Source organism: Microbacterium sp. CPCC 204701 (assembly GCF_004010105.1).
GTDB lineage: Bacteria > Actinomycetota > Actinomycetes > Actinomycetales > Microbacteriaceae > Microbacterium.
In genome coordinates this window covers 1-12,710 of sequence record NZ_RRYE01000054.1, presented here as the reverse complement: position 1 = coordinate 12,710, position 12,710 = coordinate 1, and the positions used below count along the sequence as shown (strand labels likewise).

Here is a 12,710-nt window from a genome sequence, read left to right as displayed (position 1 = left end):
CCCGTTTGTGAAGGGGTTCACCGAGACGATCGAGGGCAGCGGCGTCACGATCGTCGACACGCAGACATACGAGCCGACGGACACTGATGTCCGCGCCCAGGTGACCACGCTCGCGGCGACGGATGCCGACGCGTTCTTCATCGTCGGAACCGGAAACACGGTCCTTCAAGCGATGAACAACGCGCACTCGCTGGGCTGGACACCGCAGATCCTGGTTCCCTCCGGTGCGTCGGTGAGTCTGGATGCCCTCCAGAAGCTCGACCCCGGTGCGGCCGACGGAGCCCTTATAGGAAACCTCTTCAAGGATCCCGAGCGCGATGCGCAGGATCCCGCGATGAAGCTCTTTCTCGAGGAGCTCGCAAAGCAGCCCGACGCGAGCACATACACCCCGGGCACGATCATGGGCGGATGGATCGCGGGGGAGCTGACGGTGAAGGTGCTGGAGTCGCTGGAGTCCGTCGATCGTGTCAGTTTCATCGATGCGGTGCATGACTTCCGGTATGACGCAGACACGATCGTCAAGGGTGGAGTGCCGCTCTTCACGACCCCGGGCGACCCGTACATGTTCCGCGGCGAGGGACTCGAGCTATACGACGCGACGGCGGGAACCATCACCCCCTTCGACGTCGTGGACACATCGCAGGAGTGAGGCGCACGGAGGCGGCCCGGGACTCTTCGTCCCGGGCCGCCCTCGTGCTGTACGCGCAGGTCATGACCGCGGTTTGTCCAGGCGCAAGACCCTGCGAGCGTTCTCGAACAAAAACTTCGGCCACACGTGGTCACGGAATGGCACGTCGGCGAGTTCGGACATCGAGCGTTCCATTGTTAGCCCGAAGGGGTAATATCCGGCGTACATGACCTTATCCGCACCGCGAGTGTTCGCGAAGTTGATGATCGCGCGGGGGTAGTACTTCGGGGCGAACGCCGACGGCGAGTAGTAAAGATTCTCCCATTTGAGGAGGAGTTTGACCGCTAGCTCCTCCCAGGGCTCGGCTCCGTGCCTGATCACGAACCTCAATTCCGGGAAGTCGAACATCACATCGTCGATGAGTTCAACCTTTTGAGGCGCCAACCTCCGACGCGGCCCTGGTACGCCGGCGGTGGAGAAGAACGGGATATCCAGCTCGACGCATTTGGCGTAGACCGGGTACACGAGCCGATCGTTCAGCGGAATTCCGGTCCCGGCCGGGAACGTGCCCGCAGCGACGATTCCCGCCTCGTCGGACAACCGTTGCATCTGCCGGACAGTCTCGACGGGATCGATCGGGTTCACTTCGAGTTGTAGGCGGATCCGGTCGGGGTGCGCCGCAGCCGCTTCAATCACGGCGTCGGCGCCAAAGTCGATGCCGACCTGTACCAGCGCGACGTCCACCCCGTTGCGGTCCATCGCCGCGATGAGCGTGGCGACCGGATCTGATTCCCCGAGCTCGGGAACATGCTTGAACATGTAGCCGGCGGGCATCGCCAGTTCCTTGGAATTCGCGTCCTTCGTGCCCGCCAGGATGGTTCGGTACACGTCTTTCGCGTTGTCGGCGGCGAAGGGCAGCCCGACGAGCGTGTCGACGATGCGACCCTTGTAGTCGCTGAACCCGCTCACTTGTTGACCGCCTCGAATTCGACCAGCGCGTCCAGGCCCTGGACGGAGGAACCTCGGACCACCAGCGGGTTCACCTCCATCGTTATGAGCCCGCGGTCTCGCAACTCCCACGCGGCGTCGGACAGTGCCACCACGGCGTCCGCGACCGCGCCGCGATCGACGACGGGAAGCCCGCGAGCGCCGTCGAGGAGCTCAGACGCCTTCAGCTCTGCCAGCATGTCGAGCACATCTTCTCGCGCGATCGGAAGCCGACGAAGAGCGACGTCTTTCAGAACCTCGACCCACACGCCACCGAGCCCCACCGCGAGGACCAGTCCCCACGACTGATCTCGCGTGACACCGGCGATGAGCTCGACGCCGGGCTCGACCATCGGCCCGACCAGAACACCCTCGATGCGGGCGTGCGGGTGGTGCTCGCGAGCTCGCGACAGCAAGACCTCGTACGCACTTCTCGCCTCATCCGCTCCCAAAAGGTTGAGAAGGACCCCGCCCATCTCGGTCTTGTGCAGGATGTCCGGCGAGCAGATTTTCGCGACCAGCCGACCACCGAACCGCGCTGCCGCGTTCTCCGCCTCCTCGGGTGAGCTCGCAAGCACCGCGGGAGCGAGCGGGAATCCGTGTACTGCGATCACTTCCCGCGCGGTTGCTTCCGACCACTCGCCGGCGGCGGCGAGGAGTTCGAGGGGATCGCGTGAACGCTCCGGTGCGCGCAGAGCCGACGCCACGATCTGCCGGCGTCGCCGGGACCACTCGTCCATGGCCTTCAGCGCAGGCAGAGCTCGGTCGATCGACTCGAGCACAGGCGGGGTCCCGAGTTCCTCGCGAAGAGCCAGGTCTGCGGGGTCGGCGTTAGCGCCGAGGTCCGCGATGGCGAGAACGGGCTTCGATACGGAGTTCCGTAGCCGAAGAAACTCCTCCGCGAGCGCCCGGCGATCGGGGTTGAACGGGTTTCCCAACTCGATGCCCTGCACGATCAGAATGTCGACGGCCGGATCGTTCGCGAGGATGCGCTCGATCTCTCCCAGTGCCTCGGGCTGGTCGATCGTGATCGCCCCCGTGACGTCCAAGGGATTCTGTGCCGTCGCAAAGGCAGGAAGCCCTGCGTCGCGGAGCGCCCTCGCGGTGTCGTCGCTGATCATGGGCACCTCGATCCCCAGGCGATCGGCGCGGTCGGTGAACATCTCGCACGCGGAACCGGCGCCGGTCAGAACCGCCGCGCGGATACCCGGTAGCTCCCCGTACCCTTCGAACAAGACGGCGGTTGCAACGAGGTCCTCCACCGACGTCGTTCGGATGGCTCCTTCTTGCCGGAGGACCGCGTCGATGACCCGGTCGTCGCCCACCAGCCCGCCTGTGTGCGCGACGGCCGCGCGGGCCGATTGCTCTCCGTAGCCTGCTTTGAAGACGATGACCGGCTTGCCGACAGTCGCCGCCCGCCGGCATGCGGCCGCGAACCGCTCCGGATCGCGAATGGCATGGATGTACAAACAGATCACGCGTGTCGTCGGGACGTCGATCAGATACTCGATGCACGCCGCAGCGTCGACGACGGCCTCATTACCGACACTGATGACGTGGTCAAGTCCGACCGACCGCGTCGGGAAGTACCGCATGAGATTGAACGCGAGTGCGCCGCTCTGCGAGACGAGACTGATCCCGCCTGAGCGAGCTTCGGGGATCCCCAGTCCGTATGCGTACACACCGCCGCTGAAGTTGACGAAGCCCAGGTTGTTGGGCCCGAGCGCCAGGACGCCGTGCGAGCGGCAGTAGTCGCGCAGCTCTGCTTCCAGTGCCTTGCCGTCGGCTCCCGCCTCGCCGAAGCCCGCGCCGAGCACGATGAAGTTGTTGACTCCGACGGCGACGGCGTCCCGCACCGCGTTGAGAACATGGGAGGCGCTGATCAGAAGGATGGCCACGTCTGGCGGCTCTGCGATATCCGCGAGAGAGGTCACGGAAGGACGTCCGAAGACGTTCTCGCCACGCCGATTGACGATGTGAACGGCTCCATCGAAGCCACCCGCGACGAGGTTCTCCAGGAGAGTCTTCGTCCAAGGGGATCGCTCGCTTCCGCCGACTATGGCGATCGAGGATGGCGCGAACATCCTTTGGAGTTGATCGGTGACGGCTGCAGTAGCGGACATTTGTCGTTCTCCCTTGAATGACCCGTCGGACGTTGACGGATCCGTCCTGTCGACAGTCAGACACGACCCGTCGACGTGAGTGCTTGCACCAACACTCTACTAGATTTGCATTCTAGTTAGCGATCGAAAGGATGAGATGTCCATTCAAGTTTCGCAAGACCTGGGTGTGCTGATAGTCGAGATTCACCGTCCGGGTGCGATGAACGCCCTTGGTGACGCAGAGCTTCGGGGGCTGCTCGATGCGATCGCTCACGCCAGCGACCCCACGGTGCGGGCCGTCGTGCTCACCGGGTGGGGTGCGGCATTCTGTGCCGGAATCGATGTGAAAGCCGCGATCGAACCTTCCTTCATGCGCGGAGTTCTTCGCGACCGGCTTCACCCGATCGTGCTCGGACTAGTGGGGCTGGAGAAGCCTCTCGTCGTGGCCGTGAACGGCGTCGCCGCCGGAGCGGGTGTCAGTCTCGCCCTGGCGGGGGATGTGCGCCTTGGCGGCGCGAGCTGTTCATTCGTGCCCGCTTTCGCTGATCTGGGTCTCTCCCCGGACACGGGTTTGACCCATCTCGCTGTGCGCGCGATGGGATACTCCGACGCAGTGCGATTCGTCCTCGGTGGACGGCGCTGGGGAGCGGGCGAAGCGCTCCGGTCGCGTCTTCTCGACCAAGTGGTGGAAGACGAGGTGCTACGGGAAACGGCACTACTCACGGCTCGGAACTTGGCAGGTGCGCCGGGGGCCACGGTTGCTGCGACGCTTCGTTTGTTGCGTTCCGGTTCGGTGGCCACCCTCGCCGCGCAGCTCGAAGACGAAGCGCGGGCGCAGCACGCGCTCCTCGCGAGTCTCGAGATCCGGGAGGCGATGGAGGCGCGCATGCGCGCCATTACAGAACGTTCGACTCGTGGCGAATAGAATGGTATTCTATTCGCGCCGGGATGGGGCCCGTGTCCCGCTCTTGAGCATGGAGGCTCGGCGTGCTGGTGAAGGAAGTGCCCGACACCTACGTTCAGCGAGACGGACGTGACCGTACACGAAGCCGCGAGTCTCTCGGAGGTGCTTCATGCGTTGGCTAACGACGAGCGCAGGGCGATCCTTGAACTCCTGCTCGCACATGGCGCGGCCACGGGACTGACCGTGATCGACGTGGCCGCGCAGACGGGCGTCACCCGATTCTCCGCGTCCCACCATCTCGGCGTCCTGCGGGCCGTCGGTCTTGTCGTGCAGTCACGGGATGGCGCGCGGCGCCTGCACACGCTTTCAACGGATGCTCTTTCCGGCATCTTCGACTGGCTGGATCCGTTCGTCGAGGCGCTCGATCCGCATGAGGATTGAGACGCGCGCGACCCACGCACCGCCTCTTCTATCGGCGGGATCTACCCGACTGCAACCACACTAGGCAGGAGCAAGAGATGACCGACGAATTCCATTCATCTGATCGCATTGTGCTGGTTTCGGGGGCGCGCACGCCGATCGGCACTTACGGCGGGGTTTTCCACGAAACCGACGCCTACGAGTTGGGTGCGCAGGCCGTGACTGCCGCGCTTTCTCGTGGTGGTGTTGAAGCAGAAGACGTCGACGAAGTCATCATGGGATGCATCTCGCAGAACGGGCCGGACGCTTACAACGCACGCGAGTTTCGCTGAAGGCAGGACTCCCGACCCGCGTCCCCGCCTTCACCGTCAACCGCCTATGCGGGTCGGGGCTGCAGGCAATCTGGTCGGGAGCGCAAGAGCTGCGCTGGGGCGGAGTCGACATTGTGGTTGCCGGCGGCGACGAGAATATGTCGCGCACGCCGTTCCTCGATTACGGAGCGCGCAGCGGCAACCGACTCGGCAACCGGTCTTTGCTGGACGGAACTCTGGTCATTCTCACCGATCCGTTCAGTGAGAAGCACATGGGGGTTACGGCGGAGAACGTCGCAACTCGTTACGGCGTGTCGCGCGCCGAGCAGGACGAGTTCGCTGCCGAGAGTCAGCGCCCCGACACAACCGTAGAGGTACTGAGCCGACTGCGCCCCGCGTTTGCGCCCGAGGGCACGGTCACGGCAGGAAACTCGTCGGGAATCAACGACGGGGCAGCGGCGACTGTGCTGATGCGCGAGAACGATGTCCGCGACCGCGGGCTCAGTGGGCTTGCGACCCTCGAGGCAGTCACGACCGCCGGTATCGCCCCCGACATCATGGGCTACGCGCCGGTGATCGCGCTCGAACGGCTGTGGGCGCAGACGGGGCTGACCCCCGCCGACGTCGACGTAGTCGAGCTGAACGAGGCGTTCGCTGCGCAGGCCGTAGCTGTCATCCGCGATGCAAATCTTGATCCTGCGAAGACGAACCCCTACGGCGGTGCATCGCGCTCGGGCACCCGGTCGGGGCGACGGGAGCAATCCTCGCCGTTCGTGCCGCGCTCGACCGTTCCCGTCGCGACCTCGAATATGCCGTTGTCACGATGTGCATCGGCGGCGGGCAGGCCCGTGCGGCGCTGCTTCGTCGGTGGGATGCCTGACCGTCAAGAGGGGAGCGGATCGTTCCGGCGACGCGTTGTTGCGAGCGCTGCGTCCGGATCCGATTCCGGGCACGTGAAAGCGTCGCAAACCTGATCTCAATCAAGGGCATGGTTGTGACCGTCACACGATCTTCGTGTTCCCCGCAGCGATGTGAACCCGCTCGTGAGGGGCGCGATGCCGTGCGCAGCGAGCATTCTCCCGTAGCGCCGTGGACGCCTTTGTCGCGGGCCACGCGGGTGGTGAACACCTGTCCGTTTGTCGGTGAAGGTCGACGCTGGCGGGCAGTATCAATTGATCCGCTGGGGCCATCGCAGTTACGACCATCGCGCCGGTGAACGCGTTCGCGGTGCGGATGTCGAGCAGGAACCGGGAGTGGTCGTCGAGGAAGTCGAGGATCTCGCCGCCGGGTGCCGTCGGTGGGTGAGATCCTGTTCGCGGACACAGCGGCGATAACGATGTTTCTCGGTTTCACGCCCCATCGTCAGCCGCTCAGGTCAAGTACGGATCCACGAGAAGGCGCCCTCGGATGCCGCGGACGGTGTCGAGGAGACGCTCGAGCCCTCTGCGGTTCCAGGTCGCCAGCTGCAGGTCATATGGCCCGAGCGGTTCCAGCTTGCCCGTGCGGATGCGGATGACCTCCCACTTCGCGGCCCGCAGCGCGCGGTCTTTGCGGCGATCGGCCGCCTCGCGCTTTCCGACGTGCTCGAGACCGTGGCGGCCCGTGCTGTCGTACTCGACGGCGACGCGAAGCTCCGGGAGCAGGATGTCGGGCCACACCTCGACGTGATCGAAGAACGGGCGCGCGACCCGCACGGCGTTGAGCCCTTCTGTCACCGCCACGAGTTCGAACAGATCGGCGCGCAGCCGCGCCTCGATCGCCGACGCCGGCTTCGGCGCGCACTCCGAGTGGAACGGCTCGCCCACGGGCACGTCCGGTGTCTTCGGGCACAGGTTCAGCTTCGGTCGCGGCTTCCTCGGCCTCAGCACCGTGCGCTCGATCGGGCTTGCGATCGCGGCGGGGACGGGCGAACCAGGCGGGGTCACCACCTGACGCATCGGGAGGGCCCGCGCCGGCCGGGCGAGGTCGGCGCACTCGGGGCACCACGCGGACCGGCGGCGCTCCCTTCCCGGTCGGTTGCGCTGCTCGTCGGGCGTCGCGGCGAACTTGTGGCCGGCTTCGCACTGCCACAACAGGAGCACATCCGCCGCGGGCGGGATCTGGCTGAGGACGATGCCGGCGTTGAGCTCCGGATGGTACTGGCGGATCAAGGCGGGGAACGGCGCCCACGCCTCGCGGTAGCGGCCCACCGGGTAGGGGATCTCGGCGTCCTTCGAGAACTGGCGGCGGGCCCACCACAGCTCGACGCGCTCTGCCATGGAAGCAGAGTAGGCGCGGGCGGCGACATCCTCACCCATCACTCGTGCTCGGGCAGCACGGGCGTCGACCAGCCCGGATCGCGACCGAGCTGCGCGGCCCGGGCGACGGAAGCGGCGCCGAACCGATCGCGAACCGCGTCCAGCACCGTGTCGAGGCGGGCTCCGTCGTCCCAGTCGATCGGGAGCTCCGGCTGAATGCCGTCGGCGCGACCGAGCTGCGACAGCGAGACGCCGATCAGCGTGATGCCGCGGTCCGCGATCTCGGGCTGGACGGCGGCGAGCAGCGCACGCGCGACGTCGAGCACCACCGCGGTGCGGTCGGTCGGGAAGCGCAGAGTGCGAGAGCGGGTGGCCTTCGCGTAGTCGCCGAAGCGCAGGCGCAGCACGACGGTGCGGCACACGCGGTCGCGCTCGCGCAGGCGGCGGGCGAGCCGGTCGACGATCTGCGTCAGGAAGAGGTCGAGCTCTTCCGACGTGCGAGGCCGATTGCCGAGCGCGCGCTGCGACCCGATCGACCCGCGGCGCCGAGTGGTGTCGACCGGGCGCGGATCGCGCAGTCGGGCCAGCGCGTGCAGGTGAGCCCCGGTCGCCTTCCCCAGCAGCCTCTCGGCGGTGGCGCCTTCGAGCTCGGCCAACTGCCCGACGGTGCGGATGCCGAGCCCGTGCAGCTTCTCGGCGGTCGCGGCCCCCACGCCCCAGAGCCGCTCGACCGGCAGCGGGAGCAGAAACGCCTCCTCCTGCTCGGGTTCGACGATGAGCAGCCCGTCGGGCTTGCTCACGGCACTCGCGACCTTGGCGAGGAACTTGGTCCGCGCCACCCCGACCGAGATGGGCAGGGCGACCTCGGCGCGGACCCGCTCGCGCAGTCGCACCGCGATCTGCTCCGGCGTCCCCGCGATGCGCCTGAGGCCCCCGACCTCGAGAAACGCCTCGTCGATGGAAAGTCCCTCGACGAGCGGCGTCGTATCGCGAAAGACGTCGAACACAGCACGACTGGCTTCCGAATACGCCCCCATCCGGGGCGGGACGATCACAGCATCCGGGCACAGCTCGCGCGCCTGCCGGCCTCCCATCGCGGTGCGCACGCCCCGTGCCTTCGCCTCGTAGCTCGCCGCCAGCACAACGCCGCCGCCGACGATGACGGGCCGGCCGCGCAGGGCCGGGGCATCCCGTTGCTCGACCGACGCGTAGAAGGAATCGAGATCGGCGTGCAGTACGGTCGCCTCGTCCCGCATGCCGCCCTCCCGCCGGTCGTCCCGCGCAGATCATCGCACGCACCGGTGACATGACTCGGGTCGCGACTTTTCGTCGTTCGGGCGACGCGCCTGAGACCATGAGGGCATGAGGCGAACGCGGCGACGACGGTCCATCGGTCCGACACCCGCCGGTCGCTCATCCTCCGACGAACTGGCACAGGGAGCCTTGCGATGACCACCACTCCTTCCGACTTGGTCGCCCGCAACTGGGCCTCGAACCTGACCTACGGCGCCACGAGGGTGGTCGCGCCACGCTCGCTCGACGAGCTCGCCGAGGTGGTGCGCACGTCCCCGCGCGTCAAGGCGCTCGGCAGCCGCCACTGCTTCAACACGATCGCCGATACCGACGGCGTGCACGTCCTGTCGAACGAGCTGCCGGCCGAGGTCTCGATCGATCCCGAGCGGCGCGTCGTGCGCGCAGCGGCCGGGCTGCGGTACGGCGACCTCGCCCCGATGCTCCACCGCGAGGGATGGGCGCTGGCGAACCTCGCGTCGCTGCCGCACATCTCGCTCGCGGGCGCCGTCGCGACGGGCACCCACGGCTCGGGCGAGGCGGTCGTCTCGCTCGCGGCCGCCGTCGCAGGGGTCCAGCTCATGACCGCCGACGGCGAGGTGCTCACGGTCCGCCGCGGCGACCCCGACTTCGAAGGGTTCGTCGTCTCGCTCGGCGCGCTCGGCATCGTGACCGCGCTCGAGCTCGACATCGTCCCGGCGTTCGAGATCGCGCAGACCGTGTACGAACGGCTGCCGCTGGACGCCGTGCTCGACGACCTCGACGCGGTCACCGGACTCGGCTACAGCGTCTCTATGTTCCACACGTGGCGCGACCCGGACGTCGTCGACCAGCTGTGGGTGAAGCGGCGCGCGGATGCCGTCGGCACTCTGCCGAGCGACGTCCTGGGTGCCGCGAAAGCCGCGGCCAAGAGGCATCCGCTTCCCGACGTGTCGGCCGAGAGCTGCACCGACCAGCTCGGCGAGCCGGGGCCGTGGCTCGACCGCCTTCCGCACTTCAAGCTCGAGTTCACGCCATCCAACGGCGCGGAGCTGCAGTCCGAGTTCCTCGTGCCTCGGCGGCACGCCGGCACCGGGATCCGGGCGCTGCGCGAGCTCGCCCGAGACGTCGCGCCGCTGCTTCAGGTGTGCGAGCTGCGCACCGTCGCCCGCGACGACCTGTGGCTGTCTCCCTCCTCGGGCACCGACGTGCTCGGCATCCACTTCACCTGGCAGCCCGACCAGCCGGGTGTCGAGAGGCTTCTGCCGGCGATCGAGAGCGCCCTCGAGGCGCTCGGCGCCCGGCCGCACTGGGGCAAGCTGTTCACCCTCGACGGTGCGGCGGAGCGGATGCCGCAGCTCTACCCCCGCTGGCACGACTTCGCCGCGCTGCGCCGACGCCTCGACCCGCGCGGCGTGTTCGGCAACGACTTCCTCTCGCGCCTGGGTCTCTGACCCGCGCTGTCGCACCGGCGAGCGTCAGCGGCGCGCGTGCTCGCTCGGCTCGTGTTCGAGGCGCTGCGCGGTGATGGGCACCGCGACGGCGGCGGCGATGCACAGCACGCCGGCGATGAAGACGAGGCCCGGCAGGATCGGCGATGCGAACGAGATGCCGACCAGCCACATACCGCCGATCAGCAGGATGCCGTACAGGACGAAGAGCATGTTCCACCTCCGGGAGGATCGGTTCCCTCCGTGATAGCCCACCCGGCCGAGGCACGTCGCGGGGGTTGACTTCGCCCCGGACGCCGGACTCGCCCTCGCGGGGGCATCCGGTTCGCGTCACAATGGCGGCATGAGACTCGTGCAGATCGCGCAGCACGCCGACGATCTCGACCGCGCCGCGGCGTTCTACTCCGCTCTGCTGGGGAGCGAGCCGACTGCTGTCTTCGACCCGCCGGGGCTGCTGTTCTTCGACCTCGACGGCGTGCGGCTGCTGCTGGATCGCAACGCCCCGTCGTCACTGGTGTACCTCGAGGTCGACGACGTGCGCCGGGCGCTGGAGATGCTTCCCGACGTCGAGGTCGTCTCGCAGCCGCACGTGATCTTCCACCACGACGACAGCCGCCTCGGGCCGGCGGGCCACGACGAGTGGCATGCGTTCGTCAAGGACTCCGAGGGCAACACGGTCGGCCTGATCGCCTTCCAGCCCTCCTGAGCCCGCGGTCGGCGTCTCCTGGCGTTCGCCTCGGGGACCGTGCTCGTTCACACGTATTGCCGAGCATCGAGTGCCCGAAGGAGCTCGATGCGACCCCGTCGTCACCACCGCCGTCACCTCGCCCAGCGCGCCCTCCCGCGCCTCGTCTTCGCCGTCCTCGCGCTCGCCGCGGGCCTGGCCGCACCGCCTCTGGTGGCGACGCCCGCGGCGGCGCACGGATTCACCAGCGTGGTCTACGTGGATGCCTCGGCGCAGGGAGGCGACACGATCCGCACGGTCGTCGAACTCGAGTACGACCTCCTGGTGTCCTCGGTGGCCCGGTACGCCGACGCGCCCGGGTTCTCCCAGGACGGCATGGACGTGTGGAAGACGGGGGAGGAGGCATCCGCCCTCAACGCGTACGCCGACCCGATCGTCGCGTATGTGACGAAGCGGTTCGCCGTGACCGCCGAGGGCGCGGAGTGCGACGCCGAACGCGTAGGCCAGCTCACCGCCACCGAGCGCGACGGCGTGCCCTACGCGGTGCTCACGCTCGACCACGACTGCCCGCCGTCGGGCGTGCACGGGATCCGCAGCGCGCTGTTCCCCGACGAAGAGAACTACGTGCGCGACACCGTCACGATTGTCGCGTACGAGCTCGACACTCAGACCGGCGCGGCCACGATCGACAAGAAGTCGCCGGTCTTCAGCACCGAGCAGACCCTCGTCGAGCGGCTCGGCCACTTCTTCGTGCTGGGTGCCGAGCACCTGCTGTTCGGCATCGACCATGTGCTCTTCCTGCTCGCGCTCATCGTCGGTTCGCGGCGCCTGCGCGACGTCGTGCTCGCGGCGACCGCGTTCACGGTCGCGCACTCGGCGACGTTCATCCTCGCCGCGGTGGGCCTGGTCACGGTGCCGGCGGCGATCGTCGAGCCCGCGATCGCGCTGTCGATCGCCGTCGTCGCGGTCTGGTACCTCTGGCGCGTGTGGCGCGAGCGCGGCACGGGTCTGCTGCAGATCGAAGGCGGCGAGAAGCCCGGCTTCTCGACGACGGATGCCGCACGCCTGACCGTCGTCTTCCTCTTCGGTCTGCTCCACGGAGTCGGCTTCGCCGGGGCGCTCGGTCTCGACGAGCCGTTCTCGTGGCAGCTGCTCGGCTCGCTGCTCGTCTTCAACGTCGGCATCGAGGCCGTGCAGGTGGCGATCATCCTGGCGCTGTTCCCGCTCCTGCTGCTCCTTCGCCGTCGCGCTCGCCGCACTGGCCTCGTCGTCGGCATCGCGGTCGCTGCGGGTGTCGCCGCGATGGGTCTCGTGTGGTTCGTGGAGCGCCTGCTCGGCGCCGGCTGACGTCGATGCAGCAGACTGCATCCCTGCCGACCGTGAGCCGAGGCATCCTGCCGCTATCGAGTCGATAACGGCGCGCAGAGTGCCCACCGGTACGGCGTAGCCTGGACGGGTGAGCGCCTACGTCTCGGCGTTCGAGCTGTTCTCCATCGGCGTAGGACCCTCGAGCTCCCACACGGTCGGTCCCATGCGGGCCGCCCATGACTTCGTCGTGCGACTGCGCGAGTCGGGCCTGCTGCCGCGCGCGGGCCGCGTGACCTGCACGCTGTACGGATCCCTCGGTGCGACCGGCATCGGCCACGGCACACCCGACGCGGTGGTCGCCGGCCTGCGCGGCCTCGAGCCCGAGACAGTGGACCCGGATGCCGTGCG

General features: G+C 67.8%; 13 protein-coding genes and 1 pseudogene. 9 read left to right on the top strand and 5 right to left on the bottom strand.

Features of this window, described 5'->3' with window-relative positions; genetic code table 11:
- On the top strand, nt 1-649 hold a 649-nt coding region (locus tag EIO58_RS05815), incomplete at its 5' end, for an ABC transporter substrate-binding protein (RefSeq protein ID WP_164861543.1).
- Between the two features lie 60 nt (nt 650-709).
- Here the strand turns inward: EIO58_RS05815 and EIO58_RS05810 are convergent.
- Both EIO58_RS05810 and EIO58_RS05805 read right to left on the bottom strand, forming a co-directional pair.
- Nucleotides 710-1,597, bottom strand: a complete 888-nt coding sequence (locus EIO58_RS05810) for an amidohydrolase family protein (RefSeq protein ID WP_127818716.1) — start codon at nt 1,595-1,597, stop codon at nt 710-712.
- Nucleotides 1,594-3,699: an acetate--CoA ligase family protein gene (locus EIO58_RS05805; RefSeq protein ID WP_164861542.1), complete on the bottom strand. Its 2,106-nt coding sequence runs from the start codon at nt 3,697-3,699 to the stop codon at nt 1,594-1,596. The genes EIO58_RS05810 and EIO58_RS05805 overlap by 4 nt, the downstream gene beginning before the upstream one ends.
- Nucleotides 3,700-3,874: 175 nt before the next feature.
- Between EIO58_RS05805 and EIO58_RS05800 the strand changes: the two genes are divergently transcribed.
- The 4 genes and pseudogenes from EIO58_RS05800 to EIO58_RS19595 all read left to right on the top strand — a co-directional run bounded on the left by EIO58_RS05800 (nt 3,875) and on the right by EIO58_RS19595 (nt 6,326).
- Nucleotides 3,875-4,642 (top strand): enoyl-CoA hydratase/isomerase family protein, encoded by a 768-nt coding sequence (locus EIO58_RS05800; protein ID WP_127818714.1) that lies wholly within the window; start codon nt 3,875-3,877, stop codon nt 4,640-4,642.
- 141 nt (nt 4,643-4,783) lie between these two features.
- The gene (locus tag EIO58_RS05795; protein ID WP_205789151.1) at nt 4,784-5,062 is read left to right on the top strand and encodes an ArsR/SmtB family transcription factor; all 279 of its coding nucleotides are present in this window, start codon (nt 4,784-4,786) and stop codon (nt 5,060-5,062) included.
- Between the two features lie 77 nt (nt 5,063-5,139).
- A pseudogene (locus EIO58_RS19600) lies at nt 5,140-5,771 on the top strand (thiolase family protein); the annotation flags it as partial.
- 51 nt (nt 5,772-5,822) lie between these two features.
- On the top strand, nt 5,823-6,326 hold the full coding sequence (locus tag EIO58_RS19595; protein WP_446723904.1) for a hypothetical protein: 504 nt from the start codon (nt 5,823-5,825) through the stop codon (nt 6,324-6,326).
- A 396-nt stretch (nt 6,327-6,722) separates the two neighbouring features.
- Here the strand turns inward: EIO58_RS19595 and EIO58_RS05785 are convergent, their stop codons facing one another.
- Entirely contained in the window at nt 6,723-7,610 is an 888-nt protein-coding gene (locus tag EIO58_RS05785; protein ID WP_127818712.1) for a zinc-ribbon domain-containing protein, read from the bottom strand.
- A 38-nt stretch (nt 7,611-7,648) separates the two neighbouring features.
- Complete coding sequence (gene dinB / locus EIO58_RS05780; protein ID WP_127818711.1) at nt 7,649-8,845, bottom strand: DNA polymerase IV; 1,197 nt, start codon at nt 8,843-8,845, stop codon at nt 7,649-7,651.
- 192 nt (nt 8,846-9,037) lie between these two features.
- On the opposite strand from dinB, the gene EIO58_RS05775 reads away from it, so the two are divergent.
- Nucleotides 9,038-10,312, top strand: a complete 1,275-nt coding sequence (locus EIO58_RS05775; RefSeq protein WP_127818710.1) for a D-arabinono-1,4-lactone oxidase — start codon at nt 9,038-9,040, stop codon at nt 10,310-10,312.
- A 24-nt stretch (nt 10,313-10,336) separates the two neighbouring features.
- Here EIO58_RS05775 and EIO58_RS05770 read toward each other — a convergent pair whose 3' ends face one another.
- A complete protein-coding gene (locus EIO58_RS05770; RefSeq protein ID WP_127818709.1) occupies nt 10,337-10,522 on the bottom strand; it encodes a hypothetical protein in 186 nt (61 codons plus the stop codon).
- Nucleotides 10,523-10,652: 130 nt separating this feature from the next.
- Here EIO58_RS05770 and EIO58_RS05765 point away from each other — a divergent pair, with 130 nt between their 5' ends.
- From EIO58_RS05765 to EIO58_RS05755, 3 genes are all read left to right on the top strand, one after another.
- The gene (locus EIO58_RS05765) at nt 10,653-11,015 is read left to right on the top strand and encodes a VOC family protein (protein WP_127818708.1); all 363 of its coding nucleotides are present in this window, start codon (nt 10,653-10,655) and stop codon (nt 11,013-11,015) included.
- A gap of 87 nt (nt 11,016-11,102) precedes the next feature.
- Nucleotides 11,103-12,341, top strand: coding sequence for a HupE/UreJ family protein (locus EIO58_RS05760; RefSeq protein WP_127818707.1), 1,239 nt, complete (start codon nt 11,103-11,105; stop codon nt 12,339-12,341).
- Nucleotides 12,342-12,450: 109 nt separating this feature from the next.
- Nucleotides 12,451-12,710, top strand: a 260-nt coding sequence (locus EIO58_RS05755) for a serine dehydratase beta chain (protein ID WP_274543190.1), incomplete at its 3' end; no start/stop codon positions are given.